27 protein-coding genes are annotated in these 26,783 nt (G+C 69.1%); 22 read left to right on the top strand and 5 right to left on the bottom strand.

Annotation, left to right across the window (positions count from 1 at the left end; all coding sequences use genetic code 11):
• The first annotated feature begins 2 nt into the window (after positions 1–2).
• The 4 genes from QMO14_RS02240 (at position 3) to QMO14_RS02225 (ending at position 3,079) form a co-directional block, all read left to right on the top strand.
• The gene (locus tag QMO14_RS02240) at positions 3–965 is read left to right on the top strand and encodes a tripartite tricarboxylate transporter substrate binding protein (RefSeq protein WP_301504010.1); all 963 of its coding nucleotides are present in this window, start codon (positions 3–5) and stop codon (positions 963–965) included.
• Entirely contained in the window at positions 965–1,504 is a 540-nt protein-coding gene (locus QMO14_RS02235) for a carboxymuconolactone decarboxylase family protein (protein ID WP_301504008.1), read from the top strand. The genes QMO14_RS02240 and QMO14_RS02235 overlap by 1 nt, the downstream gene beginning before the upstream one ends.
• Before the next feature lie 8 nt (positions 1,505–1,512).
• A complete protein-coding gene (locus QMO14_RS02230) occupies positions 1,513–2,412 on the top strand; it encodes an amidohydrolase (protein WP_301504007.1) in 900 nt (299 codons plus the stop codon).
• Positions 2,413–2,605: 193 nt separating this feature from the next.
• Complete coding sequence (locus QMO14_RS02225; RefSeq protein WP_301504005.1) at positions 2,606–3,079, top strand: hypothetical protein; 474 nt, start codon at positions 2,606–2,608, stop codon at positions 3,077–3,079.
• A gap of 31 nt (positions 3,080–3,110) precedes the next feature.
• On the opposite strand, the gene QMO14_RS02220 is transcribed toward QMO14_RS02225, so the two are convergent.
• A complete protein-coding gene (locus QMO14_RS02220; protein ID WP_301504003.1) occupies positions 3,111–4,520 on the bottom strand; it encodes a PLP-dependent aminotransferase family protein in 1,410 nt (469 codons plus the stop codon).
• Positions 4,521–4,875: 355 nt separating this feature from the next.
• Between QMO14_RS02220 and QMO14_RS02215 the strand changes: the two genes are divergently transcribed.
• The 18 genes from QMO14_RS02215 (at position 4,876) to QMO14_RS02130 (ending at position 23,283) form a co-directional block, all read left to right on the top strand.
• Positions 4,876–5,358, top strand: a complete 483-nt coding sequence (locus QMO14_RS02215) for an MSMEG_0572/Sll0783 family nitrogen starvation response protein (protein ID WP_301504001.1) — start codon at positions 4,876–4,878, stop codon at positions 5,356–5,358.
• Between the two features lie 143 nt (positions 5,359–5,501).
• Positions 5,502–6,545: a Nit6803 family nitrilase gene (locus tag QMO14_RS02210; protein WP_301503999.1), complete on the top strand. Its 1,044-nt coding sequence runs from the start codon at positions 5,502–5,504 to the stop codon at positions 6,543–6,545.
• Complete coding sequence (locus tag QMO14_RS02205; protein ID WP_301504384.1) at positions 6,508–7,590, top strand: MSMEG_0568 family radical SAM protein; 1,083 nt, start codon at positions 6,508–6,510, stop codon at positions 7,588–7,590. The genes QMO14_RS02210 and QMO14_RS02205 overlap by 38 nt, the downstream gene beginning before the upstream one ends.
• A gap of 2 nt (positions 7,591–7,592) precedes the next feature.
• Positions 7,593–8,171 carry an MSMEG_0567/Sll0786 family nitrogen starvation N-acetyltransferase gene (locus tag QMO14_RS02200; protein WP_301503997.1) on the top strand — a complete coding sequence of 193 codons (579 nt, stop codon included), beginning with the start codon at positions 7,593–7,595 and terminating at the stop codon, positions 8,169–8,171.
• Positions 8,168–9,175: a sll0787 family AIR synthase-like protein gene (locus QMO14_RS02195; RefSeq protein ID WP_301503995.1), complete on the top strand. Its 1,008-nt coding sequence runs from the start codon at positions 8,168–8,170 to the stop codon at positions 9,173–9,175. The genes QMO14_RS02200 and QMO14_RS02195 overlap by 4 nt, the downstream gene beginning before the upstream one ends.
• Positions 9,168–10,349, top strand: coding sequence for an MSMEG_0565 family glycosyltransferase (locus QMO14_RS02190; protein WP_301503993.1), 1,182 nt, complete (start codon positions 9,168–9,170; stop codon positions 10,347–10,349). The genes QMO14_RS02195 and QMO14_RS02190 overlap by 8 nt, the downstream gene beginning before the upstream one ends.
• Complete coding sequence (locus QMO14_RS02185; RefSeq protein WP_301503991.1) at positions 10,340–10,624, top strand: MSMEG_0570 family nitrogen starvation response protein; 285 nt, start codon at positions 10,340–10,342, stop codon at positions 10,622–10,624. Before QMO14_RS02190 ends, QMO14_RS02185 begins: the two co-directional genes overlap by 10 nt.
• A gap of 43 nt (positions 10,625–10,667) precedes the next feature.
• Positions 10,668–11,972 carry an MSMEG_0569 family flavin-dependent oxidoreductase gene (locus QMO14_RS02180; protein ID WP_301503989.1) on the top strand — a complete coding sequence of 435 codons (1,305 nt, stop codon included), beginning with the start codon at positions 10,668–10,670 and terminating at the stop codon, positions 11,970–11,972.
• A 675-nt stretch (positions 11,973–12,647) separates the two neighbouring features.
• Positions 12,648–13,070: a cupin domain-containing protein gene (locus QMO14_RS02175; protein WP_301503987.1), complete on the top strand. Its 423-nt coding sequence runs from the start codon at positions 12,648–12,650 to the stop codon at positions 13,068–13,070.
• Positions 13,071–13,125: 55 nt separating this feature from the next.
• Positions 13,126–14,361: an ABC transporter substrate-binding protein gene (locus QMO14_RS02170; protein WP_301503985.1), complete on the top strand. Its 1,236-nt coding sequence runs from the start codon at positions 13,126–13,128 to the stop codon at positions 14,359–14,361.
• A 21-nt stretch (positions 14,362–14,382) separates the two neighbouring features.
• On the top strand, positions 14,383–15,309 hold the full coding sequence (locus QMO14_RS02165; RefSeq protein ID WP_301503983.1) for a carbohydrate ABC transporter permease: 927 nt from the start codon (positions 14,383–14,385) through the stop codon (positions 15,307–15,309).
• A 48-nt stretch (positions 15,310–15,357) separates the two neighbouring features.
• The gene (locus tag QMO14_RS02160; RefSeq protein WP_301504383.1) at positions 15,358–16,218 is read left to right on the top strand and encodes a carbohydrate ABC transporter permease; all 861 of its coding nucleotides are present in this window, start codon (positions 15,358–15,360) and stop codon (positions 16,216–16,218) included.
• Positions 16,219–16,252: 34 nt separating this feature from the next.
• Complete coding sequence (locus QMO14_RS02155; RefSeq protein WP_301503981.1) at positions 16,253–17,347, top strand: ABC transporter ATP-binding protein; 1,095 nt, start codon at positions 16,253–16,255, stop codon at positions 17,345–17,347.
• A 184-nt stretch (positions 17,348–17,531) separates the two neighbouring features.
• A complete protein-coding gene (locus QMO14_RS02150; protein ID WP_301503979.1) occupies positions 17,532–18,575 on the top strand; it encodes a porin in 1,044 nt (347 codons plus the stop codon).
• Positions 18,576–18,655: 80 nt separating this feature from the next.
• Positions 18,656–20,539, top strand: a complete 1,884-nt coding sequence (locus tag QMO14_RS02145; protein ID WP_301503977.1) for a glycoside hydrolase family 3 protein — start codon at positions 18,656–18,658, stop codon at positions 20,537–20,539.
• Positions 20,540–20,591: 52 nt separating this feature from the next.
• Positions 20,592–21,320 (top strand): alpha/beta fold hydrolase, encoded by a 729-nt coding sequence (locus tag QMO14_RS02140; RefSeq protein ID WP_301503975.1) that lies wholly within the window; start codon positions 20,592–20,594, stop codon positions 21,318–21,320.
• A 156-nt stretch (positions 21,321–21,476) separates the two neighbouring features.
• Positions 21,477–22,484 (top strand): tripartite tricarboxylate transporter substrate binding protein, encoded by a 1,008-nt coding sequence (locus tag QMO14_RS02135; protein WP_301503973.1) that lies wholly within the window; start codon positions 21,477–21,479, stop codon positions 22,482–22,484.
• Between the two features lie 91 nt (positions 22,485–22,575).
• On the top strand, positions 22,576–23,283 hold the full coding sequence (locus QMO14_RS02130; protein ID WP_301503971.1) for a substrate-binding domain-containing protein: 708 nt from the start codon (positions 22,576–22,578) through the stop codon (positions 23,281–23,283).
• 16 nt (positions 23,284–23,299) lie between these two features.
• On the opposite strand, the gene QMO14_RS02125 is transcribed toward QMO14_RS02130, so the two are convergent.
• The 4 genes from QMO14_RS02125 to QMO14_RS02110 all read right to left on the bottom strand — a co-directional run bounded on the left by QMO14_RS02125 (position 23,300) and on the right by QMO14_RS02110 (position 26,764).
• The gene (locus QMO14_RS02125) at positions 23,300–24,244 is read right to left on the bottom strand and encodes a LysR substrate-binding domain-containing protein (protein ID WP_301503969.1); all 945 of its coding nucleotides are present in this window, start codon (positions 24,242–24,244) and stop codon (positions 23,300–23,302) included.
• A 57-nt stretch (positions 24,245–24,301) separates the two neighbouring features.
• A complete protein-coding gene (locus tag QMO14_RS02120) occupies positions 24,302–25,291 on the bottom strand; it encodes a tripartite tricarboxylate transporter substrate binding protein (RefSeq protein ID WP_301503968.1) in 990 nt (329 codons plus the stop codon).
• 58 nt (positions 25,292–25,349) lie between these two features.
• On the bottom strand, positions 25,350–25,772 hold the full coding sequence (locus QMO14_RS02115; protein ID WP_301503966.1) for a carboxymuconolactone decarboxylase family protein: 423 nt from the start codon (positions 25,770–25,772) through the stop codon (positions 25,350–25,352).
• 71 nt (positions 25,773–25,843) lie between these two features.
• Positions 25,844–26,764, bottom strand: a complete 921-nt coding sequence (locus tag QMO14_RS02110) for an SMP-30/gluconolactonase/LRE family protein (protein WP_301503964.1) — start codon at positions 26,762–26,764, stop codon at positions 25,844–25,846.
• Positions 26,765–26,783: the final 19 nt, after the last annotated feature.

Here is a 26,783-nt window from a genome sequence, read left to right as displayed (position 1 = left end):
CGATGAAGAGAAGACAAGTCCTGGCCGCGGCCGCGATGCTTTCGCTGGCATCTGCCGCATTCGCGCAGGCCGGCGGGAAGCCGGTCCGCATCGTCACCTCGTTCAGCCCGGGCGGGCCGGTCGACTTCGTGGCGCGGACGCTGGCCGAGCAACTCGGCCGCGAACTCAAGCGCCCGGTCATCGTCGACAACAAGCCCGGCGCGAACGGCGCGCTGGGTGCAATGGAAACCCTGCGCTCCGCCCCGGATGGCAGCACGATCTGGATCACCAGCGTGGGCGCGGCCGCCATCAATCCGTCACTGCTCGAGAAGTCGCCCTACGACACCCGGCGCGATTTCGCGCCGGTCTCGCTCGTGGCGAACAACGTCGAAGTGCTGGTGGTCGGCGCGAAAGACCCGGCCTCGGATGCGGCCGAGTTCGTGAAGACGGCCAAGGCCAGCAAGGAGTCCACGCCGATGGCTTCGTCGGGCTCCGGCAGCATTCCGCACCTGGCGCTGATCCAGCTCGAGGAAGCCACCGGCGCGCGATTCCTTCACGTGCCCTACAAGGGCATGGCGCCGGCCTTCACCGACCTGATGGGCGGCCAGGTCAAGGGCGTGTTCGCCGACGTCGCGGCGATCATGCCGCACGTGCAGGGCGGCCGGCTCAAGGCGATCGGGATCGCGGCGGGCAAGCGCCATCCCTCGCTGCCGGACGTCAAGACTTTCGACGAGCAGGGCATCAAGGCCGTGGACACGAACAACTGGTACGCGCTGTTCGTCTCGGCGAAGACTCCTCCGGCGGTGGTGCAGGAGCTGAACAAGGCCGTGCGCAGCGCGATCGCCAACCCCGAGGTCAGCGCCAGGCTGCTGCGCGGCGGCGCCGAGCCGAAGACATCCACGCCGCAGGAGCTGGCGGTCCTGCTGAAGGCCGATACCGACAAGTGGGCCGCGTTGATCAAGTCCCGCAACATCAAGGCCGAATGATGAGCACGAGCCACATACGCGTTCCTCTGGTGGTGCCGGGCACGGTCCCCGAACTCGCCGGCATCGAGGCCCGAATCCTGTCGGAGCGCGGCCGGATCTCGCTGCTCTACCAGGTGCTGCTCAACAGCCCGAGCATCGCCAGCGGCTGGGAATCGATGCTGACGGCCGTGCGCAACCGCACTTCGGTGCCTGCCGACCTGCGCGAGATGATCATCCTGCGCGTCGCCGTGCTCAACGAAGCGGCCTTCGAGTTCGAGGCGCACGTGCCGCATGCGTTGAAGGCGGGGTTCGCGCAGGAGAAGATCGATGCGTTGCGCGCCCCCGATCCCGCGGCCGCCTTCGACGGCGGCTTTACGCAGGACGAGTTGCTGCTGCTGGCGCTGACCGACCGGATGACACGCGATGTCAAGGTGCCCGCCGAACTGATGGACCGCCTGAATGCGCGTTTCGAGCCTTCGGCCGTGGTCGAAGTGGTTGCCACCGCGGCGGCCTACAACATGGTGTCGCGGTTCCTCGTGGCACTGAACATCTCGCACTAGATACCGCCATGACCCACGCCACCACCGAGGCCGACGTTCCAGTGAGGACCTATCTGGAGCACCCCTCGCCGCCGGGCCTTCGCTTGCCGCTCGGCGCCTGCGACAGCCATGTGCACGTCTTCGGGCCGACCGCGCGCTTTCCGTATGCGCCAAACCGCCGGGCCACGCCGCTGGAAGCGCCCAAGGAGACGCTGTTCGCGCTGCATCGCGACCTGGGCATCGAGCGCTGCGTGATCGTGCAGTCGATCACCCACGGCACCGACAACCGCGTGGTCGAGGACGCCATCGCGGCGGGGCGGGGCCGCTATCTCGGCATCGCGCTGGTCGAGACCGACGTGCCCGATGCCGAGCTCCAGCGCCTGGCGCAGGCGGGCTTCCGCGGCGTGCGCTTCAACTTCATGCGGCACATCGCCACCACCGCGGGCGTCGATGCGGTGCTCGCGCTGACGCCGCGGCTGGCGGCCGCCGGCATGCACCTGCAGGTGCACTTCGAGAGCGAGCTGGTCCACGAGCTCTGCGCGCCGCTGCAGCGCAGCCAGGTGCCCGTCGTCATCGACCACATGGGGCGCGTGGACGCCAGGCGCGGGCCGGATGCGCCCGATTTCCGGGCGCTGCTGAAGCTGCTGGAGAACCCGCGCTTCCACGTGAAAGTCAGCGGCATCGACCGCATCGATGCGCACGCACCGCCGGCCGGGCGCTACGCGCACGGCGAGTCGCTGGCCCGCATCCTGGTGGAGCGCTTTCCCGAACGATGCGTGTGGGGGACCGACTGGCCGCATCCCAACCACACCCACATCCCCGACGACGGCGCGCTCGTGGATGCGCTGGGCCGCATCGCACCGGATGCAGCGCACCTGGCGCAACTTCTTGTCCACAACCCGCAGGCCCTGTACCGCTTTCCGGCCTGAGCCGCGGCTTCGCCGCCGCGCTTTCCTCCTCGAGGTGCACATGTCGACAACCGGCCGAATTCCAACCGACGTCGTCCTCCTGCGCTGCCATGGCGCGCTGCCGTCACACGATCCGTTCGGGCCAGGGCTGACGCCTCCGCCTTGCTGGGCGGACATCGGCGGGCGCGTCGTCCGGCATGCCCATTCGGCGGCGTTGCAGCGCTCGTACGTCTACCTGCGCCTGTCCCATCGAACGGCGCTGTCGAGGCATTGCCTGATCGAACTGGCCCGGGAGGCGGGAAATGCCTGGCCCGCAGCCCGGGTGGAGGCCTCCCGCCTGACGCTGATGCACGACATCGCCGGTGCCAGCGCGGATTCGCCTGCGCGCTTCCATTACGTCGTCGAGATGAAGCCCGAGCCCGGCTGGGGCATCGAGCTGCAGCGCTGGTACGACCAGGAGCATCTGCCCGCGCTGGCGGCGGTGCCGGGCTGCATGGGCGCCCAGCGCTTCTGGAACAACGACGACGAGCAGGAGTCGCTCGCGTGCTATGACCTCGTCTCGGACCGGACCACGGCCTGCGCCGAGTGGCTGGCGGTACGCGAGACGAGCTGGAGCGCTCGCGTGCGGCCCCATTTCATGAAGCCCGTGCGGACCATGTTCGCGCTGGCCTGCGCCTGCGCGCCGTAGCGTCGCCCTGCCTGGACGGGGTGGACGCATCTCATCGGCCGCTGCTGCGATCCCCCAGGGTCGCGTGCGGATGCAACGGGTGCGCCAGCGTGTCCGCGATCAGCCGCAGCGCCTGGTCGCACTGCTCGCGCGTCATCGGGCCGCCCAGGCAGATGCGCACCGCGTCGGGCGGATCGCCGTCGGTGGAGAACGCCGCGCTCGCCACCACGCCCACGTTCTGCGTGCGCAGGTACGACGCGAACTCCACCGGGCTCCAGCCGGGCGTGAGCGGCAGCCACGCATGGAAACCTTCGGGATGCGCCTGCAGGCCGCTGTCGCCCAGGTGGCGCGCGGCCAGCACCTGGCGCGCCGCCGATTCGGCGCGCACTGCCTGGAGCATGGCTTCTGCCGTGCCGTCTTCCACCCACAGGGTGGTCAGCGCGTTGGTGATCGGCGAGGCCATCACGGTGGTCGCACGCATCGCACCGGCCAGCCGCTGCGACTGCACGACCGTCGGCGAGCAGACGTAGGCGCTGCGCAGCCCCGCGCCGAAGCACTTGGAGAAGCCGCTCACGTAGTAGGTGAGTCCCGGCGCCATCGTGGCCAGCGAAGCGGGCGTCTGTCGAGGCAGCATGCCGTAGGCGTCGTCCTCGATGATGGGCACCGCGTAGCGCAGCGCCACGTCGGCCAGCGCCTCCCGCCTTGCGCGCGACACGGTCGCGGCGGTCGGGTTGAGCAGGGTGGGGTTGCAATACAGCGCCTTGGGCTTGAGCGTCTTGCAGGCGTGCTCGAAGGCATCGGCGATCGGACCGTCGTCGTCCATCTGCAGCGCATGCAGCTGCACGCCGAGCTGCGCCGCGATGGCCTTCACGCCCGGATAGGTGAGCGACTCCACGCATACCAGCTCGCCGGGCCGCGCGAGCTGCGAGAACAGCGCTGTCAGCACGCCGTGAATGCCGGGGCACACCAGGATGCGATCGACGCTGGCGTCGGGAACGAACGGCCGCAGCCAGTGCATCGCGGCGGCGCGGTCGTGGGCGGTGCCGCCGAAGTCCTGGTAGCGCAGCAGGTCGTGGAAATCGACCTGCGCGAAGGCGCGGCTGGCGCTGTCGTGCAGGCGTGCCATCAGGTGCCCGTCGTCGGGCTCGGGCGGCATGTTCATCGTCATCTCGGCGCCGCTGCCGCCGCGCAGACGCAGGCTCGGGCTGCCCGAACGGATGAAGGTGCCGGTGCCGGCGCGCGAATCGATCAACCCGCGCTTGCGCGCCTCGGCATAGCCGCGCGCCACCGTCGTGTAGTTGAGTTCGAGCTCCGCCGCCAGCTCACGCAGCGTGGGCAGGCGGTCGCGCACGCCCAGGCGGCCGGTCTTGATGTCGTCGGCGATCAGGTCGGCCAGCAGCAGGTAGGCCGGTCGGGCGGTGTTGCGCAGCTGCTTGCGCCAGTGGGCGGTGATGGTGGGCATCGGGCGTGGTCCGGTGGAGTTGATTGCATCCATTGATTGCATCTGGCCACCGATCAACATGCAGGAACCGCGCCCGCGCCGCAGGCGGCGGATGCTTCGATCAGGTGCGATCAACCCCAATGATCGGGTGCATTGATCGCACGGGTTGTGCGTCGTCGCGGTGCGGAAACGGCCGCACGGGCCCGCTTCGCCGGCACCTTTGCAGGCCCCGAAAAATTTTTTGCCGGCGCGCGGACCGCGCCGCCTCGCGTTGATCGCGCATTGATCGCACGGGCCCGGCCGGCCGCTGGCACAACGCCTGCGAAGAAGAGGGCACGCAACACCTGCGTACCCCTTCACCCAACCGGAGTACCCCATGCCCAAAGTCACCCGCCCCCGCAACGAAAAAGGCGAGTTCCTCGTCGACTACGAAGAGAAGGTGTTCGAAGACGTCAAGGCCGAGCCCGGAGAGAAGGCGCTCGTCACCTTCCACACCGTGGCCTTCGAAGGCTCCATCGGCTTCGTCAACCTTCTGCAGGCCACGCGGCTCAAGCGCAAGGGCTACGACACCTCCGTCCTGCTGTATGGCCCCGGCGTCACGCTGGGCGTGCAGCGCGGCTTTCCGACGCTGGGCGACGAGGCCTTCCCGGGCCACCAGAACTTCAACAAGCAGATCGCCAAGTTCATCGAGGAAGGCGGCAAGGTCTATGCCTGCCGCTTCGCGCTGCAGGCGCTCTACGGCCACGGCGAAGGCGCGCTGATCGAGGGCATCAAGCCGATCAACCCGCTGGACGTGCTCGACCTCGTGCTGCTGCACAAGAAGGCGGGCGCCGTCATCATCGACACCTGGACGCTGTAAATGTCCACCCCCAGTCTTCGCGCACTTCGTGCCGCTTCGCCAACCCCCTCTCCGGGGGCAACACCCGCAGCCCGGCAAAGCCGGTTCCGCGGTGTTCCCCGAATTGGCTTCGCTGCGCTCGCCGTCGCGGACAGGGGGTGACCATGACCTCTTCTCAGCGCATCGTGCGGGCGGCGGCGATCCAGATCGCCCCCGACTTCGAACGGCCGGACGGCACGCTCGACCGCGTGTGCGGCGCCATCGACGCGGCCGCGGCGAAGGGCGCGCAGATCGCGGTCTTCCCCGAGACCTTCGTGCCCTACTACCCCTACTTCAGCTTCGTGCTGCCGCCGGTGCAGCAGGGTGCGCCGCACCTGCAACTGGCCGAGCGCGCGGTGGTCGTGCCCGGCCCCGTCACGCAGGCGGTGGCCGAGCGGGCGCGGGCGCGCAACATGGTGGTGGTGCTCGGCGTGAACGAGCGCGACCACGGCAGCCTCTACAACACGCAGCTGGTGTTCGACGCCGACGGCACGCTGGTGCTCAAGCGCCGCAAGATCACACCCACCTACCACGAGCGCATGGTATGGGGCATGGGCGACGGCGCCGGCCTCAAGGTGGTCGACACGGCTGTCGGCCGCGTGGGCGCGCTGGCCTGCTGGGAGCACTACAACCCGCTCGCGCGCTACAGCCTGATGGCGCAGCACGAGCAGATCCACTGTGCGCAGTTTCCGGGCTCGCTGGTCGGCCCGATCTTCGCGGAGCAGATGGAGGTGACCATCCGCCATCACGCGCTGGAGTCGGGCTGCTTCGTGGTCAACGCCACCGGCTGGCTCACCGACGAGCAGATCCGCTCGGTCACGCCCGATGCCAACCTGCAGAAGGCGCTGCGCGGCGGCTGCCACACGGCCATCGTCTCGCCCGAGGGCAAGCACCTCGCGCCGCCGCTCACCGAGGGCGAAGGCATGGTCGTGGCCGACCTCGACATGGCGCTGATCGCCAAGCGCAAGCGAATGATGGATTCGGTCGGCCACTACGCGCGGCCGGAGCTGCTCTCGCTCGCCATCAACGACCGGCCCGCGCAGACCACCGTGCCGATGGATCGCACGCAACCCCACGTTCAACGGAGTCCAGAACATGACCACGACGACACAGCAAGACAGCCGGCAGCTGATGACCGAGCTCCAGTCCTTCGGGTTGCGGCTGGCTGACCCTTCGACCGGCGTCGCGAGCCGCCGCGGCGGCGCGGGCCCCTCGGACCACAAGGCCGTGACGGTGGACGGCCACACGATCATGGTGCCGGTCCACACCTCCACCGCCTGGCACTCGCCATTCACCGCCGAGGCGCCCGACGCCGCGGGCGTGAGCCGCGTGATGCGCGGCAGCATTCCCATCGCGAGCATCAGCTTTCCGAAGCAGCCGCGCTTCTACGGGATGCAGACCTTCGACGGCGTGCCCTATTCGCACATCGCCACCCTGCACGGCAGCGACGTTCTCGCCACCACCGTGCTGCAGACCTGCATCCGCTACGAGAGCCGCAGGAAGAGCTGCAAGTTCTGCGCGATCGGCCAGTCGCTCGCGGCGGGGCGCACCGTCGCGCGCAAGACGCCCGAGCAGCTCGCCGAGGTGGCGCGCGCGGCCGTGCTGCTCGATGGCGTCAAGCACATGGTGATGACCACCGGCACGCCCAACGCCACCGACCGTGGAGCGGCCGTGCTGTGCGAGAGCGCCTTCGCGATCAAGGCCGCAGTGGACATCCCGATCCAGGGCCAATGCGAGCCGCCCGACGACGACCAGTGGTTCCACCGCATGAAGGCCGCGGGCATCGACACGCTGGGCATGCACCTGGAGGTGGTCACGCCCGAAGTGCGCGAACGCATCATGCCGGGCAAGGCGAGCGTGCCCATCTCGCGCTACATGAGCGCCTTCGAGGCGGCGGTGGGCGTGTTCGGCCGCGGACAGGTCAGTACCTACATCCTGGCGGGGCTCGGCGACACGCGCGAAGCCATCCTCGACACCTGCGACCAGCTGCTGGCACGCGGCGTGTACCCCTTCGTGGTGCCTTTCGTGCCGATCAGCGGCACGCCGCTGGAGGACCATCCCGCGCCCACGCCCGAATTCATGAAGTCGCTGCTCGCGCCGCTGGGCGAGCGCGTGGTGGCGGCCGGCCTGCGCTCCGCCGACATCAAGGCGGGCTGCGGCAAGTGCGGCGCGTGTTCGTCGCTTTCCATCTACGAAAAAGATAGCGAGAGCTGACCATGCTGTGCCTCGACGACCTCTGCGAGATGCGCGACCGGATGGGCGAGCACTATGCGCCCGTCGAATATCTGGTGCGCGAGGCCGCGCAGCAGTGGGAGCGCGACGAGGCGATGGCGCTGCGCCGGGCGGTTTTCTGCATCGAGCAGGGTATCTTCGCGCGCGACGACCGCGATGCCACCGACGATCGCGCACAGCTGCTGGTGGCGATGTCCTGCAACGGCGGCATGCCCGAGCAGGTGGTGGGCACGGTGCGCATCCATCGCGGCGAGGGCAGGGCCGAAGGCGAATGGTGGGGCTCGCGGCTGGCCGTGCACCCCGCGTTCCGCAGCCAGGGGCACCTGGGTGTGACGCTGATCCGGCTTGCGGTCTCGCGCGCCAATGCGTTGGGTTGCGAGACCTTCCTGGCGCAGGTGCAGTTGCAGAACGTGCCGCTGTTCCGCAAGCTCGGCTGGCGGGTGCTCGAAGAGACCAGCGTGCACGGCCGCCCGCATGCGCGCATGCAGGCCGACCTGGGCTGGTATCCGCCCTGCCACGATCCCGTGAGCGGCTTCGTTACGCGCGCGAGGGTGGCGTCATGACGACCAGGGTCCACGACATCGCAGAGGCCCTGCGCGCCACGCGCGGCTTCGCTCACAAGCGCGACATCAGCGACGTGGTGTCGGCGCTGGGGCGCTCTCTGCCCGGCGGACACGATGCGCTCGCGCAGGCCGTGCCGGTCGGCGACGACTGCGCCGCCATTCCCGACGGCCGCGGCGGCTACCTGCTGTTCGCCATCGAGGGGCTGGTGGAAGACTTCATCGTGCGCATGCCCTGGTTCGCGGGCTATTGCGGCGTGATGGTCAACGTGAGCGACGTCTACGCCATGGGCGGGCGCCCGACGGCCGTGGTCGATGCGCTGTGGAGCACGGGCATGAACCCGGCCCACGACATGCTGCGCGGCATGGCCGAGGCCGCCGCGCGCTACGGCGTGCCCATCGTCGGCGGGCACAGCAACAACCGCAGCGATCGCCCCCAGCTCGCCGTGGCCATCCTCGGCCATGCCCGCCGGCTGCTGACCAGCTTCGACGCGAGGCCGGGCGACCTGCTCGTGATGGCGGCCGACCTGCGCGGCGCCTACGAAGAGCCCTTTCCGTACTGGAACGCGTCCACCCGCGCACCCGCCGCACGGCTGCGCGCAGACCTCGAACTGCTGCCCTCGATCGCCGAAATCGGCCTGTGCCGCGCCGGCAAGGACATCAGCATGGCCGGCGCCGTGGGCACGGCCATGATGCTGCTCGAATGCTCGGGCGTGGGCGCCTGCATCGACCTCGACGCGATCCCGAGGCCCGAGGGCGTGCCGCTGCTGCGTTGGCTGTCGTCGTTTCCCAGCTACGGATTCGTGCTGAGCGTGTCGCCCGCGCAGGCGGCGGCGGTGATGGCCCGGTTCGCCGCGCGCGATATCGCCAGCGCGGTGGTCGGCCAGGTCGATGCCACACGGCAGGTGCGGCTGCGCGCCGAGGGCGAAGAAGCGCTGCTGTGGGACTTCGGCAGCGAGGCCTTCATCCAGCCGGCGGCCGACACCCGGGAGGCGACGTATGTCTGATCGCCCCCTGCGAATCGCACTGCTGACGCATTCGGTCAATCCGCGCGGCGGCGTGGTGCACACGCTGGAGCTTGCCACGGCTTTGCACGCGGCAGGCCATGCGGTGACCGTGCTCGCCCCCGCCGCGCCGGGGCAGCGGCTGTTCCGCCAGCCGCCCTGCGCCATCGAGCTGGTGCCGGTGTCGGCGACACCGAAAGACACGGTGGAGATGGTGCGATCGCGCATCGAGGCCTTCGTACGACACCTGCGCGGCATGCTGCGGCGCGGGCGGTTCGACGTGCTGCACACCCACGACTCCATCGGCGGCAACGCGCTCGCCCGTCTGCGCGATGCGGGCGACATCGACGGCTTCGTGCGCACCGTGCACCACCTCGACAGCTTCGACGTGCCGCAGCTCACGCAGTGGCAGTACACGGCGTTCGCAAGGGCGAGCCAGGTGCTGTGCGTGAGCCGGCTGTGGCGCGAGCACCTGGCGAGCGAGTACGGCATCGCCGCGCACGAAGTGGCCAACGGCCTGGACACCGCGCGCTTCTCGTCGCAGGCCCGGCCGGTCGATGCCGCGCTGGCGCAGCGCCTGGGTATCCGGCCTGGCGCGCCCGTGGTGCTGGCGCTGGGCGGCGTCGAGGAGCGCAAGAACACTGCGCGGCTGCTGTCGGCCTTCGCGCTGCTGCGCGCCTCGCATCCGCGGGCGCAACTGGTCGTGGCGGGCGGCGCGAGCCTGCTCGATCACTCGGCCTATGCCCTGCGGTTCCGCGCACTGATGCAGGAGCTCGGCTTCGACGAAGACCCGACGCTGCCCGTACGGCTGACCGGCCCGCTGCCCGACGAGGACATTCCTTCGCTCTACCGGCTGGCCGATGTCGTCGCGATGCCTTCGCTGCGCGAGGGCTTCGGCCTGGTGGTGCTCGAGGCGCTGGCGAGCGGCGTGCCGGTGGTCGCCTCGCGCATCGCGCCGTTCACCGAGTACCTCGCCGGCGACGACGTGAGCTGGGCCGATCCGGCCGATGCCGCCTCCATCGCCGCCKCCTTGCGGCATGCGCTGTCGACGCGCGACGCGCAGCGCATCGCGCGTTCCGCGGCGCGGCTGGCCGCACGCTTCAGCTGGCACGCCAGTGCCGAACGCCATGTGGCGCTGTACCGCGCCGCCATCCAGGAGACCGAAGCATGCCCGTGATGCATTTCCACGTGCGCTGGCCCGATGCCAGCGAAACGCGCTGCTACTCGCCCTCGCTGGTGGTGCGCGACTTCCTCGTGCCCGGCGAGCGCTACGACCTCGACGACTTCCTGCTGCGCACGCGCGAAGCGCTGGGCATCGCCTCGGAGCGGGTGCGCGCGAAGTACGGCTTCGCCTGCTCGCAGGCGATGGACCAGCTCGCGGAGATCGAAGGCATTGCCGCGCGCTTCGACCGCACCCCCGATGCGAAGGTCACCGTCGTCGCCTTCGACTGACCGACCCCCCGCCACATCCAGAGAGAAAGAAAGAGAGATCCTCATGTCACACCCCTACGGCGGACGCAGCCACTACAGCGTCGTCATCGTCGGCGGCGGCCAGGCCGGCCTGTCGCTGAGCTACTGCCTGCAACTGCGCGGCATCGACCATCTGGTCATCGAGAAGCGCAGTCTCGTGCACACATGGCGCACGCAGCGCTGGGATTCGTTCTGCCTCGTCACCCCCAACTGGCAGTGCCAGCTGCCGGGTTGGGGGTACCAGGGGGGCGACCCGCACGGTTTCATGGTGAAGGACCAGATCAACGAATGGCTCGCCGGCTTCGTCGAGCATGTGAAGGCGCCGGCCATCGAGGGCGTGACGGTGGAGCGCGTGGCGCGCGACGGCGAACGCGAGCGCTTCAACGTGCAGACCGACGCCGGCCTCTACACCGCCGACCAGGTGGTGGTGGCTTCCGGCGGCTACCACCGCCCCATCGTGCCGCGCCTGGCCGAGAAGCTGCCGGCGGGCGTCGCGCAGTTCCATTCGGCGCAGTATCGCAATCCGGCGCAGCTGCCCGAGGGTGCGGTGCTGGTGGTGGGCTGCGGGCAGTCGGGCGCGCAGATCGCCGAAGACCTGCACCTGGCCGGCCGCAAGGTCCACCTGGCCACCGGCAATGCGCCGCGCTGCGCGCGCTTCTATCGCGGCCGCGAGGTGGTCGACTGGCTCGCCGACATGAAGTACTACGACATGCCCGTCACCGAGCACCCGCTGCGCGAGGGCGTGCGCGACAACACCAACCATTACGTGACGGGCCGCGACGGCGGCCGCGACATCGACCTGCGGCGCTTCGCCCTCGAAGGCATGGAGCTCTACGGCCTGCTCGGCGGCTTCGACGGCAGTGCCTTCGAGTTCCAGCCGAACCTGCGCGACAACCTCGACCAGGCCGACGACACCTACAACCGCATCAACGCATCGATCGACAAGTACATCGCCGCACAGGGCCTCGAGGCGCCGCCGCCTTCGGTCTACACGCCCGTGTGGGAGCCGCCGCAGGAGCGCACGCGGCTCGACATCGCGGCGGCGGGCATCACCAGCGTGGTCTGGTGCATCGGCTTCTCGCCCGATTTCGCTTGGGTCGAGGCCCCCGTTTTCAACGGCCGCGGCGCACCCATGCATCTGCGCGGCGTGACCCGCGAGCCGGGGCTCTACTTCCTCGGGCTGCCGTGGCTGCATACCTGGGGTTCGGGGCGCTTCTCGGGTGTGGCGCGCGACGCGGAGTTCCTGGCGGAAGTCATCGAGGGCGCAAAGGCAGGGCTGCAGGGCTCGAGGGTCGACAACGCTCTATCGAGAAGTTTGCAGGCGGCTTGACTGACTGACGATCTCGTCGGGCCGCCCTCGCGCGACCCGCGACTGCCGACAACGGCCGGGGAGCGCCTGCTCCGGTCGTTCGTCTCCGCTGTCCGCCATCGCGGATAGTCCCTTGTGCTGCAACGAAGCTCGCACGGCATGTCGGCGCGCATCGGATCGCGCTGCCCAAGCTTCTTCATCTTCGATCCGTGAGCGTCGCGCATGGGCCGAGCCTGGGTGCGCCGCTGCGCCGGCGCCAGGCCCCCGATGGCCCGGCCTGCCTCCCCCTGGTTGTGCGAACCCGCACGGAAGGCCGCGTCGGCTTGTCTTGCATCGTGAGCGAGGCGTTCTCCGGGACGCCACCTCCAGGCGGGTGCGCGACGCGGAATGCGTGCGTGGTTCTTCACCCAAGGGGAGGGCGACGAGATCGCGCGATCCGGCTCGCAAGGCTCCAGCCGTCGCCGATGGCCGACACGTGCTGGCCCGTATCGCCTTCTTCATCGAGATGTTGTCGAGGGTCGGCCTGTTGCGTTCGCATGGGCCGTGGCCTCGTTTGCGGACTCTTTCTCCTTATTCGCAAGCAAGATGACAGTTCGATGAATACGGTATTGGACCGCGCAGCCATACGTTCCTACAGTCCATCTCCACTCGACCAGTCCGCCACCAACAGGCGGGCACCCACCTGGAGATGTATTCATGAAGTCCTGGGTTTCCAAGCTCCTTGCCTCGCTGCGACCTGCCGTGATGCCGGCATCGGTATCCGGAGATGCGTCGGAGCCGGCGCCGGCGCTGCAGTCGCTGCCCGGCGAGCGCGTCGGCATCTCGGGAACCGTCATCGCCAAGGTCGAACTGCCCGGCGGCTTCGGCGCTTCCAGGGAACTCCTGCTGCGCATGCGCGAGGTCACCATCGAGCCCGGAGGCTTCCTGCCGATGCATTCGCACGCAGATCGCCCGGCCGTGGCCTATGTGCTGCAGGGCCGCATGACCGAGTACCTCGAGGGCCAGGACGAGCCGGTCGTCGTCGAGGCCGGCCAGGCGTATTCGACCCATCGCCGGCCTCACGCGCTGCTCAACCGCGGCAGCGTGCCGGTCGTGTTCCTCGAGGTCGATTTGTTCTGACCTCGTTCCCGCATCCCGCATTCCTCATTTCGCATTTCATTGCCTTGGAGTCCAGATGTTCCGCCTGACTTTCAGCCTCGCCTGTGCCGCCGCGACCCTCGTTCCTCACTTCGTTCACGCCGCGGAGACCGTCGAGGTCATCCACTGGTGGACCAGCTCCAGCGAGACGGCGGCCGTCGCCAAGTTCAAGGAGGCCGCGAGCAAGCGGGGGCTGGCCTGGAAAGACCTGGCAGTGGGCGGCGGCGACAACCAGCGCATCCTGCTGAAGGCGCGGGTGGGCAAGGGTGCGCCGCCGGATGCCGCACAGATCAACGCCGACGTGCGCAGCTATGCCGCCAACCGCGAAAACCTCTCCAATCTCGACGAGGTGGCCGCGAAGGGCAAGTGGGACGAAGTGCTGCCCGAGCCCCTGCGTCGTTTCGCGCGCCAGGGCGGCAAGAGCTATGTCGCGGTGCCGGTGAATGTGCATCGCCAGAACGTCATGTGGATCAACGCCGAGGCCCTGAAGAAGCTCGGCGCCACGTCCGCGCCGAAGACCTGGGACGAGTTCTTCGTGCTGGCGGACAAGGCGAAGGCCGCGGGCATGGTGCCGCTGGCGATGGGCGACGACATCTGGGTGAACTTCACCTTCACGCAGGTGGCGTTCACGACGATGAAGCCCGACGAGTTCCGCCGGGCCTTCTACGACCTGGACGACGCCCTGCTCAAGGGGCCGGGCGTGGTGAAGGCCTTCGAGGTGATGCGCAAGCTGCGCGGCTACGTCGACCGCAGCGCACCGACGCGCAAATGGAACGAGGCCACGCAGATGGTCATCCAGGGAAGGGCGCTGGCGCAGGTCATGGGCGATTTCGCCAAGGGCGAATTCAACATCGCCGGAAAAAAGCCCGGCGTCGACTATCTCTGCGCGGCAGTGCCCGGCAGCGGCCGCAGCCACCTGTTCACCTCGGACGCCTTCCTCTTCTTCAAGCAGCCGAAGTCCTCGAAGGCGCAGATGGACCTTGCCGAGGTGTTCATGGACCGCGACGCCCAGGTGGCGTTCAGCCAGGCCAAGGGCTCGGTGCCGGCCCGCATGGATGCGGATGTTTCGGGGTTCGACGAATGCGCCCGCCAGAGCTATGCCGACTTCGTCGCGGGCGCCAAGGACGGAACGATCGCTACGTCCCCCAGCCTGATGCAGACCCCCGCGCGCATCGGCGCCTGGCGCGATGTGGTGCTCGGCTTCTGGAACGACCCGGACATGACGGCCCAGCAGGCCGCCGCGAAGATGGCTTCGGCCGCCCGGTCGAACTGAGGCCGGCTCCGGGAACGCAACGTGACAACAACATCCTCGCCGGGCGCTTCCGCCCATCCCGAAGCGCGCGGCTTCGCCGACCGGTTCGAACGATGGCTGCCGCAGCTGGCCATCTCGCCGGCCCTGGCCGTGAGCCTGCTCTTCTTCTACGGCCTGACCGCCTGGGTCGCGGCGGTCTCGTTCACCGACTCGGCCGGCGCGATCAGCTGGAACTGGGTGGGCCTGGACCAGTACCGGCGGCTGTTCACCGACGACAACTGGTGGCGCGCCCTGTGGAACCTGGCCCTCTACCTGCCGCTGGTCGTGGGCCTGCCGCTGGTGCTGGGCTGCTTCCTCGCGATCCTGCTCGATCAGAAGGTGCGGCTGGAGAACGGCATCCGTACCGTCATCCTGTATCCGCTGGCGCTGAGCTGGATCGTCGCCGGCACGATCTGGCGCTGGCTGCTGTCGCCCGACACCGGCATCGAGAAGTGGCTGCACGGCATGGGCTTCGAGAATGCGCTGTTCGACTGGATCGTCCAGCCGAAGTACTCGATCTTCGCGCTGGTGGTCGTCGCCGTGTGGCACAGCACGGGCTTCGTGATGTCGATGTTCATCGCCGGTCTGCGCAGCATCGACGAGTCGGTCTTCAAGGCCGCGATGATCGACGGCGCCAGCCTGCCGCGCATCTACTGGCGCGTGGTGCTGCCGGCCCTGCGGCCCACGGTGTTCAGCGCCGCCCTGATCCTGCTGCCCGCGGCCCTTCGCACCTTCGACCTCGTGGTCGTGCTGACGCAGGGCGGGCCCGGCCAGAGCAGCGTGCTGCCGGCCTTCTACGTGTTCGACCGCTTCTTCCGGCGCGACCAGATGGGCTTGGGCTCCGCCTCGGCCATGGTGCTGCTGTTCACCTGCGCGATGGTGGCCGTGCCCTACATCCTGAGCGAGCTGAAGAAGCATCGCGGAGACTGATCCATGGCCATTCCTTCATTCCTGCGCCGTCCCGCGCGCCGTGAGCGCATGCCGGGCGACCGGCTCGGCGCCGGCCGCGTGCTGGTCTACCTGGGGCTGCTTCTCGCCGTGGCGTTCTATGCGCTGCCCGCGTGGTTCGCCGTCGTCAACTCGCTCAAGCCGCTGGCCGAGCTGCAGGCCGGCAACGTGCTGGGACTGCCGCAGCGCTGGACCATCGAGCCGTGGATCGAGGCCTGGGCCACGGCCTGCACCGGTGCCGAGCAGTGCACCGGCCTGTCGCGCTATTTCTTCGACTCTCTGATCGTGGTCGTGCCCTCCACGGTGATCTCCACGCTGTGGGGCTGCTTCAACGGCTACGTGCTGGCCAAGTGGCGCTTCCGCGGCGTCGACGGCGCGCTCTTCCTGCTGATGTTCGGCGTGTTCATGCCGGCGGCGCTGTTCGTCTTTCCGCTGTCGATGGTGTTCGCGAAGCTGCACCTTTCGCAGTCGCTGTTCGGCCTGGTCGTGGTGCACACGATCTACAGCGTGCCGGTGGCGCTGTACTTCCGCAACTACTTCGTGGGCTTCCCCGGGGAGCTGATCAAGGCCGCGCGCATCGACGGCGCGGGCCTGTGGACGATCTTCCGGCGCGTGGTGCTGCCCACGGCCAAGCCGATCCTGGTCGTGGTGGGCATCATGCAGTTCACCGCGATCTGGAACGACTTCATCTTCGCGCTGGTGCTCGCGCCGAGCGACCAGCAGCTCGTGACCGTGGGGCTCAACAACCTGACCAACGTGCAGGAAGACGTGCCCCGCTACAACGCCTACATGGCCGCCGCGATCATCGCCGGCGCGCCGACCATGGTGCTGTACATGCTGGCCGGCAAGTACTTCGTGCGCGGGCTGACCGCGGGCGCGGTCAAGGGCTGATCGATCCAAACCTGAAAGAGAAGGAGCCAAATCCATGGCCAGCGTGAGCATTCGCAACGTGCGCAGGCGCTACGGTCCGGTGACCGTGCTGCACGGCATCGACATCGAGGTCGCCGACGGCGAGTTCCTGATCCTGGTGGGGCCGTCCGGCTGCGGCAAGAGCACGCTGCTGTCGATGATCGCCGGGCTGGACGGCATCAGCGAGGGCGAGATCGCGATCGATGGCCGCGTCGTCAACGACGTGGGGCCGAAGGACCGCGACATCGCCATGGTGTTCCAGAGCTACGCGCTGTACCCCAGCATGACCGTCGGCGAGAACATCGCCTTCGCGATGGAGATGCGCAAGGTGCCCAAGGCCGAGCGGGACGCCGTCGTCGAACGCGTGGCCGGAACGCTGCAGATCGGCCACCTGCTCGATCGCCGGCCGGCCCAGCTCTCCGGCGGCCAGCGCCAGCGGGTGGCGATGGGCCGCGCACTCGCGCGCAACCCCAAGGTCTTCCTCTTCGACGAGCCGCTGTCCAACCTGGACGCCAAGCTGCGCGTCGAGATGCGTGCCGAGATCAAGGCGCTGCACCAGCGGCTCAGGAGCACCATCGTCTACGTGACGCACGACCAGGTCGAGGCGATGACCCTGGGCGACCGCATCGCGGTGATGAAGGACGGCCGCGTGCAGCAGCTGGGTACGCCGCAGGACATCTACGAGCGACCCGCCAACCTGTACGTGGCCGCGTTCATGGGCTCGCCCACGATGAACCTGCTGCCGGTCAGGCTGCGCGCGGAGGCGGGACACTGGATGGTGGAGCTGCGCAGCGGCGATTCGGCCGTGCGGCTGCCGCTGGCACCGGCCGGGCATGCGGCCACAGGGGAGCGCGACGCTGTGCTCGGACTGCGGCCGGAGCATTGGCGGCTCGCCGAAGAGGGCGAGTCCGGCGCGCTGGCCGTCACCCTCCAGCTGGTGGAGCCGACCGGTGCCGACACCTTCGGCTTTGCCGACATGAACGGCCAGCGCATCGGCATCCGGCTGCCGCCGAAGCCGACGCGCCACGCGGGCGAGCRGGTTCGCGTGCGGCCGGACCTGGCGAGCGCATCGCTGTTCGATCCATCGACCGAGAAGCGCATCGAGATCTAGGCCCCGCCTCCTTCCAACCGAAGTCGATCCGGCGGCTCGCACGGCGCGCCGCCTGGATCGGTGCGTCCCGAAATCCTGCAACGAGAGCACCCATGAACCGCAACGGCATCGCGAACGCGTCCGCGGTTTTCCGACGTCCCGCAAATCCGGATCCAAGTCCAAGCCACTACACCAGGAGCCATCCATGAACCCCCACCGAATCGCCATATGCATGGCCCTCGCGGCGACGGCCAGCTGCGCCAGCGCACAGTCCACCGCCACCGTGTTCGGCGTCGCGGACCTGAGCGTGCGCCGCGTCACCAACGGCCCGGCGACGGTCACCGGCCTGTCCAGCGGCGGTGCGGCCGCAAGCCGCCTCGGTTTTCGCGTCGTGGAAGACCTGGGCGGCGGCTACGCAGCCAGCGCGTGGCTGGAGAGCACCGTGAACTTCGACGACGGCACGACCAATGCCGCGCGCTTCTTCAACCGCCGCTCGACGGTGAGCCTCTCGGGGCCGTTCGGCGAAGTGCGCCTGGGCCACGACCTCACGCCGTCGTACACGGGCTTCGGCGAATTCGACACCTTCGGCGTCAGCGGCCTGGCCGACCAGGGGAAGTTCTATTCGACGGCGGCGGGCGTCTTCGGCAGCGGGATCGACGCAACCGGTGTCTGGGCGCGCGCCGACAACATGGTTGCCTACTACACGCCGAACACGCTCGGCGGCTTCTATGGCCAGCTTGCGGTGGCGATGGGCGAGGGCGCGCCATCCAAGAAATACCGGGGCGGGCGCATCGGCTACGCGCAGGGGCCGGTGAACGTGACCGCGGCCTACGGCCTGTTCGACGGCATCGGAGGCAACACGCTCAGGCGCAGTTCCGTGGCCGGCAGCTATACGTGGGGCCCGGCGAAGTTCTACGGCTCGGTCGTGCGCAACGCCTACCTCGGTGCCTCGCGGCTGGTGACGCAGGTCGGCACGGTGGTCACGGTGGCCGGGCTGCACAAGATCAAGCTCAACTACACCCGGGCAGACACCTCGGGCGTTCTCGGCAAGGCATGGCTGGATCGCAACGACGCCACCCAGGTGGCTGTCGGCTATGCATACGACCTGTCGAAGCGCACGACGCTCTATGCGACGTACGCGACGATCTCGAACAAGGGCGACGCCAACTTCGCCGTCGGCACGCCGCCGGCCGCGGCGCCGGGCAGGAGGTCGCGCGGCACCGAGTTCGGCATCAGCCACAGGTTCTGAGCCCCGCGTGCCGCCGATGCGACCCCAGTCCCTTCATGCGTTCGCCCCGGATGCTCCGGCGAGCAAGGAGCACGCGCGCCATGCAGCCTGAACTTCGCGCACGCCGCATCGGGCAGCTGCGGGTCGACGGTTTTCTCTTCAAGGACCACAACGGAAACGGCCGGCTGGACCCCTATGAGGACTGGCGGCTCACGCCCGTCGAGCGGGCCTCCGATCTCCTGGGCCGGATGTCGCTCCAGGAAAAGGTCGGTGCGATGCTGCATGCCAACCCGCCGACAACACAGTCGGCGGCATTGCCCGGGGCAGGCGCGGCCTGGGACTTCACGTCGCTGCGCGAACTGGTACTGGCGCGCCACGTGGGTGCCTTCCTCAACCGCCTTCAGGCGCCACCCACGGAACTCGCGCGCCAGGCGAACGAACTTCAGGCCCTGGCCGAGGAGGGCCGGCTCGGCATCCCCGTGATGCTTTCCACCGATCCACGCAGCCACTTCAGCCATTCGCAGGGCGTCAGCGTCGCGGCCGGCGGATTCACGCAATGGCCCGACGCGCCGGGCTTCGGTGCTGCCGGCGATGCGGAGCTGGTGCGCGCATTCGCCGGCGGCGTGCGTCAGGAGTACCGCGCGGTCGGCATTCGCATGGCCTTGTCGCCGATGGCGGATCTCGCGCTCGAGCCGCGCTGGCACCGCTGCAGCGGCAGCTTCGGCAGTTCGCCCGAAGACGTCCGTGCACTCGTGCAGGCCTACGTGGCCGGCATGCAAGGCGGCATGGACGGGCTGGGTCCGCAGAGCGTGGTCTCGGTGGTCAAGCACTGGGTGGGCTACGGCGCGACCGGTCCGCAGGGCTTCGACGCGCACAACCACTACGGTCGGCTGCTGGAGCTGCGCAGCGATGGCGTGGAGGAACATGTCCGCGCATTCACCGGTGCCTTCGAGGCCGGGGTCGGCGGCGTGATGCCTTCCTATGGCGTGCCGCCCCCCGGGCTTCGGATGCCGGATGTCGCGGGCGACATCGAGCAGGTCGGCATGAGCTTCAACCGGCAGATGGTCAACGGCGTACTGCGCGGACGCTTCGGTTTTGACGGCGTCGTGATCTCCGACTGGCACGTGACCGACGACTGCACGCGTGCCTGCATCGAGGGGGCCGGGGAAGGGCAGCGCCCAGGGGCTGGAGACATCGCGATGCCCTGGGGCGTCGAGCACCTGGACAAACGCGAGCGCTTCGCCAAGGCGATCCAGGCCGGCGTGGATCAGTTCGGCGGCGCCGACGATCCGCGCTGGATCGTCAGCGCGGTGCGCGACGGGCTGCTCGCGCAGTCGCTGATCGACCGGGCGGTCCTGCGCATCCTCGTGCAGAAGTTCAGCCTGGGCCTTTTCGAGAATCCCTACGTCGACGAGAACGCCGCAGCCTCGATCGTCGGCCGGTCCGGCCTGAAGGCGATGGCGCTCGATGCGCAGCGCAGGTCGCTGGTCGTTGCCAAGAATGCCGGCTCCGTGCTGCCGCTCGCGCGCGGGAGGAAGCTGTTCCTCGAAGGCATCGATGCCCAGGCGGCGTGGGCCGCGGGCTTCACGGTCGTCGAACGCCCGGGCGATGCCGACCTTGCCGTCGTGGCCATGCGCACGCCGCACGAGCTGCTGCATCCGGGGCATTTCTTCGGCAGCCGCTACCGCGAGGGGCGCACGGGCTGGCTGGCTGGCGATGCCGACCTGGAGCGCGTGCGCCTGATCGCGGCGCAGGTTCCGACGGTGGCCAGCGTCTACCTCGACCGCCCCGCCGACCTGGCCGCGCTCGAACCGCTGGCCGCGGGCATCGTGCTTCATTTCGGCGTGCAGGAAGAGGCGCTGTTCGACGTGCTCTCGGGCCGGCACGCGCCCGCCGGCCGCCTGCCGTTCGACCTGCCATGGCCGCCCTCGACGCGCCCTCCCGCCGGACTGGCCGTGCGGCGCGCAGAGGGCCTCTCGTTCTGATTCCCTCGTCCGGCGCATGTCGTGCCGGCATCAACCCACAGGAGAACCCGTCTTGACCACTTCCCTCCAACCCTTCGTCCTCGTTGCCGGCTCCGGCCATGGCGGCTGGGCCTGGCAGAAGCTCGCCGCATTGCTCACGCGGCGCGGCCATCGCGTCTACGCGCCGTCGCTCACCGGACTCGCGGACCGCTCCCACCTGATGAGCGGCGGCATCACGCTGCAGACCCATGCGCGGGACGTCGTCAATCTCTTCCGCTGGGAAGATCTGCACGATGCCGTGCTGGTCGCGCATTCGTATGCGGGCTGGGTCGCCTCGGCGGCGGTCGAGGCGCTGGAGGATCGTCTCTCGGCCATTGCCTTCGTCGACGCCTTCCTTCCCGAGAACGGCCAGCGCGGCTTCGATCTGCTCAACGACGCGCAGAAGGCCGCGGTACTGGAGGCGCAGGCGCGCGGCGAACTCTCCCGCCCGGGACCGACGAGCACGGCACTGAAGATCCAGAGTGCCGAAGATGCGCGCTGGCTCGACTCGAAGATCACGCCGCAGCCGATCGGCGTGTCGATGCAGCCGGTCGAACTGACGGGGGCGCGGGAGCGCATCGCGCGCAAGCTCTACGTGCGCACGCCGTTGTTCCCCCAGCCGCTGTTCGACGCGGCCCTCGAGCGCTGCCGCGCCGATGCGGGCTGGCAGACCGCCGTGATGGCCGACTGCGGCCACGATCCGATGATCGACGCGCCGGAGGCTCTCGCCGAACTGCTGCTTGGGCTGATCGAGCCCCGGTGAGCGCCGCGGGGCCCACCGTGTCGCCCGCGCCGGCCGACGCCTTATTCGCGATCGCGATGACAGAGTTTCGTCCAAGGTATTGGACGCGTCCCGGCAGCCTGCGTAGATTCATTCATGGGCCGGATACGGCACGTATGCCCGAAGGATCACGACAACATGAAACCGGCCCCTGCGCTCATGTCGCCTTGCGACCGCAGAACAACGCTCAGGAACCTGCTCGCGGCCACGGCAATGCCCTTGCTGTGGCCGCGCGGCGTGCTCGCGGCAGCGGCCTATCCTTCCCAGCCGATCAGGCTGGTCGTGCCCTTCGCGCCAGGAGGCCCGAACGACGTGGCCGCGCGGTTGATTGCTCCCGCGCTCTCGGCGAGCCTCGGGCAGCCCGTGGTCGTGACCAACATCGGCGGCGCGGGCGGCCGCATCGGCTCGAAGGCCGTGGCTTCCTCGCAGCCGAACGGCTGCACGCTGATGATGGGCGGCACCAACCTCAACGTGGTGGTGCCGGCGGTCTACCCGAAGCTGGACTACGACCCGGTGGCCGACTTCGAGGCAGTCGGCGCGCTTGCCAGCGATCCGATGATCATGGCCATCCACCCGGGCGTACCCGCCGGCAGCGTCCAGGAGCTGGTCCGCTACAGCAAGCGCGTTCCCGGCACGCTCAGTGCGGGATCCGCACCCGGCATCGGGCCGCACTTCGCCATCGAGATGTTCAAGCGGCGCACTGGTGCCGACATCACTTTCGTGCCCTACAAGGGCGCCACCCCGGCGATCCAGGATGCACTCGGCGGGCATCTGTCGATGGTCGTGACCAACAGGGCTGTGCTGCTGCCGCTGGTTCGCAAGAACATGCTTCGAGCGCTCGCTGTGACCGGCAAGACGCGGCTGGCGGAGCTTCCAGACGTGCCCACCCTCGAGGAAAGCGGTGTCCAGGGCGTGCCGTCGCTCAACTGGTACGGGCTCATGGCCCCGGCGCGCACGCCCGCGCCCGTGCTGAAGATATTGCGCGCCGCCCTGGCGCAGGAGATCGCCAGCCCTCAGGTGGTCGGATCCATCCGCACGGCGGGCATGGATCCAGCCCCCGCCGGCATCGACCTGGCGGCAGTGCTCGCCGAGCAGCGCCGCGAATGGGCCGCGATCATCCACGAAACCGGCATCACGCTGGAATGATTGGCCCGGGCGTGCGCGCAGGCCTTGCTTCCGGCCGCCTGCTCGACCACTCACTGTCCGTGCGCAACCGGACGAACCGGGGGGAACTTCGATGAACGTCGTCATCCGCGTACTGGCACCGCAGGCCTTTCAGGCCCCGCTCGCTGCCGCAGGCATGATGTTCGAACGGGCAGCCCGTGTCCGCGTGGAGTGGCTCTGGGGGCCGGCGGGTGGCACGTCGCCGCAGGCTCTCGTGCAGCGCCTGGCCCAGGGCGAAGCGGCGGATGTCGTGCTGCTGCCATCGGCGCTGCTGGCGCAGCAGGTGCAAGCCGGCCGGGTGGAGGCGGGTTCTCGTACGGAGGTGATGCGCTCGCGCATCGGCGCCTGCGTGGCGCTGGATCATCCGTGCGTCGACATCGGCAGCGCGCAGGCGCTGCGCCTTGCGATCCTTCAGGCGCGCGGTGTCGCCTATTCACAGGCAGGAAGCGGCGTCTACGTTTCGCAGGTGCTGTTCGGCAAGCTCGGCATCGAGCCGGCGCAGGTGCGTGCGCTGCAGGTGCGCGACGAGCCGGTCGCCGCCGCGGTCGCGCGGGGCGACGCGCAGCTGGGCTTCCAGCAGATCAGCGAGATCCTCGGGCAGCCCGGCGTGCGCTTCACTGGTCCGCTGCCTGACGACCTGCAGCATGTCACCGTGATCGCCGCGGGCATGCCGGTGGACGCAGCCGAACCCGAGGCCGCGCGGCGCTTCGTGCGGTTCCTGCGTTCGGACGAAGCTGCCGGGCCGCTGGCGCACGCGGGCCTGGACCCATGTCTCGGGTGAAGCTCCAGCGGCTGGGTCAGAGAGCGGACTGCACGACGATTGCCGGGCCCGCAGCGGCAGCCCGCACCGTCGGTTCACCGACGCTCCAGTTCGCCAGTACCTCGGTGCGGACGCACTCCAGCAGTTCGCTTTCGTTGTCCTCGCGCCAGACGACATCGATCTGCAGCGTGCCCGCCGACGGTGGAAGCTCCACCACCCGCAGGCCTTCTCCGCCCACTTCGGCATAAGAGGCGGGCACGAGGGCTACGCCGAGGCCATGGCGAACCATCTGGAACATGCTCATCGGATGGCGCGCGACGTGAAGCAGGCGGGGGCTGAAGCCGGCCTGCATGCAGGCGGCGACGAGCGAGTCGAACAGGGCGGATCTGTGCTCGCGCGAGAAGCTGATCATCGGCTCCTCGGCGAAGTCCCTGAGCGCCAGCGCGTCGCGCGCGGCCAGCGGGTGGGCAAGCGGCATCACGAGCGCGAAGCCCTCCGTGTAGAGAAGCTGGCGGGCCAGGCCGCGCGTGCTCGTGCGTGCGTGCACGAAGCCAAGGTCCAGCTTGTCGGCGGCGACGGCGCGCACCTGCTCCTGCGAGCCCATGTCGGTCACCAGCAGCTGGACTGTCGGCAGGCAGGATCGAAGCCTCTGGACGAAGCCCGGCATGACATGGTCGATGGCCGAGGTGGCCATGCCCACACGCAAGGTGCCTCCGTCACCCTGCGCCGCGAGCTTGGCCCTCTGCGTTGCCGCCTGTGCCTGGTCGAGCAATTGGCGCGCGTCGCGCAGGAACGCGCGGCCCGCGTCGGTGAGCCGCACTTCGCGGCGGTTGCGAAAAAGCAGGAGCACGCCGAGTTCTTCTTCCAGCGCCTTGATCTGATGGGACAAGGGCGGCTGGCTCATGTGCAGGCGCACCGCCGCGCGGCTGAAGTTCAGCTCCTCGGCGACGGTGACGAAATAGCGAAGCTGGCGCAGATCCATGGCGGCAACCATACAGGTTCGGGCATGACTCGGAAAGGCGGCCGCGACGCGGGCGCGTCACTCGGCGGCGATCTTGTTCGCCTTGATCAGTTGCGCCCAGCGCCGGGACTCGCCGGCGATGAAGGTGGCGAATTCGGCCGGCGACCCGCCCACCGGGTCGGCGCCCAGCGCGACCAGCCGTGCGCGCGTCTGAGGGTCTCGCACGGCGGCCTGGACTTCGGAGGAGAGGCGCTCGACGATCGGCCGCGGTGTGCCCTTGGGAACGAAGAAGCCATTCCACTCGAGCACTTCGAAGTTCGGCAAGCCGCTTTCCGCGATGGTGGGAACCTGCGGCAGCGCGGCCATGCGCCGGGTGGAGGTGACGGCCAATGCGCGCAGCTGCCCCGACTGCACGTAGCCCAGCGCCGAGCCGGCGTTGGCGAAGTAGGCATCCACGTGTCCACCCATGACGTCGGCCAGCGCCGGCGCGCCGCCCTTGTAGGGAACATGCAGCATGCCGGTGCGCGCTTCGCGGTTGAGCAGTTCGCCCGCCAGGTGAGCCGGGCTGCCTGCGCCGTACGACGCGAACGAGACCTTGCCCGGCTGGGCGCGGGCACGCGCCACGAACGCCTTGAAGTCGGCGTCGGGCGAATTGGGGGGCACCACGAGGACGTTCGGAACGGTCAGCGCGAGCGACACCGGCACCAGGTCCGTCGCCGCATCGAAAGGCATCTTGCGCAGCAGCGGATTCACCGCGAACGTCGACGCGTCGTACAGAACGGTGTAGCCGTCGGGGTCGGCCTTCGCCACCGCCTGCGCGCCGATGATGCCGCTGGCGCCCGGCCGGTTGTCGATCACGATCTGCGTGCGCAGCGCGGCGCCCAGGCGCTGCGCGAGTATCCGGGCCGCGTTGTCGGCGCCGCCGCCTGCGGAGTAGGGGACTACCAGGCGGATCGGCTTTGCGGGCCATTGATCGGCGGCGGCTGCAGGCGGCAGGAGCGCGGTGCTGCCCATGGCAAGGCCCAGGAGCGCCAGGTCTCGGCGTGTGATTGTGCGAGGGAGAGTCATGGTGTGAATCGTCGTGGGAATGGAGGTGCGGCAGGATGCGCTCGAGGCTGGCCAGCCTTCAGGCTTCGGTCGCGAGCGTCGGGGTGCGGTTGATCGCCGTGCCCTCGGCGGCGAGTTCCGCCAGAACCGCAGACAGATGGTGATAGGCCGTGTTGGCCGCCGGAATGCCGCAGTAGATCGCCTGTTGCAGGAGCACCTCCTTGATGTCGCACAGCGACATCTGGTTCTGCAGCGCGGCGCGCAGATGCAGGCGCAGTTCGTCCCAGCGTCCCAGCGCGATCATGGTGCCCATGACGAGGATGCGGCGCTCGCGCAGGCCCAGGTCGGGCCTCGTCCACACTTCGCCCCAGCCGTATCGCACGATCAGATCCTGGAAGTCGCGTGTCACGTCGGTCGTCGCCGCGCTCGCCCGGTCCACGTGGGCATCGCCCAGGACGCGGCGCCTGCGCTTCATTCCCTTCTCGTAAAGCTCGTTGGTCATGTGGTGTTCCTGATGGAATGAATGGAAAGATCTCCGGGCACGAAGGCCGCGGGTCGCCGCGGTCGATGCGGTCACTTGAAAGATGCCTGGCCCAGCCCGGCGACGGGCAGTTGCGCCTCCAGGATCGCGCCGCTGGACGATTCCGTCATCACCAGCGTGTTGCTCCCGGGGCGAAAGGCCAGGTTGGTGACGGTCTTGCCGCCTGGACTGCGCACGAGGTGGGTGATTTCGCCAGCCGCGTTCAGCACGAACGCGGCGCCGAGGCTCGCATGCGCCACCACGAGACCGCCTTGCGCCGTGGCGGCGAGGCCATCGGGCCCGCTCGTGCCGAAGAAGGTCTGGAAGGCGGCCACCTTCGTGAGGCTGCCGTCGCGCATGATCGGTGCGCGCCAGACCTGGTTGCCGCGCGTGACCGCGACGAACAACACGCGGCCGGTGGGATCGAGCGCGATGCCGTTCGGGCTCGGCACGTTCGCGAGCAGGAGGTCGAGCCGCCCGTCCTGGCCCAGGCGGTAGACACGGCCCGTGGGATCGTGCAGGCCAGTCTGTCCCTGGTCCGTGAAGTAGAGGCTGCCCTTCGCGTCGAAGACGAGGTCGTTGACGCCCTTGAATGACTCGCTGTTGCGATGCGCCAGCACGGGTTCCAGGTGGCCTGTGGCGGGGTCGAGCCGGAGGATGCCGCGCCTGTAGTCGGCGATCCACAGGCTGCCGTCCGCATGCATCGCCATGCCGTTGGGCCATCCGTCGTACCCGGCCACCACGCGCCATTCGAGCTGTGGCGTGATGCACAGGATCCTGCCGGAGGGAATGTCCGTCACGTACAGGTTGCCCAGCGAATCGAACACCGGGCCTTCGAGAAAGCTGTCGACCGCCTGGCCGGGCTTGTTCGCTTCGCCCCAGGCGTTCGGCCCGGTGCGGCGAAGGTCCGGCGGCATCGTCGTGAGCACTTTGGCCTCGATGACTTCCGGCGGCGTAAAGCCGAGGTTCCACATGCGCCTGGTTCCTGGTGCC

Origin of the sequence: Variovorax sp. CAN15 (assembly GCF_030462475.1) — a bacterium.
GTDB lineage: Bacteria > Pseudomonadota > Gammaproteobacteria > Burkholderiales > Burkholderiaceae_C > Variovorax.
The sequence above is the reverse complement of the archived record's forward strand: the minus strand, read 5'-3'. Positions and strand labels throughout refer to the sequence as shown.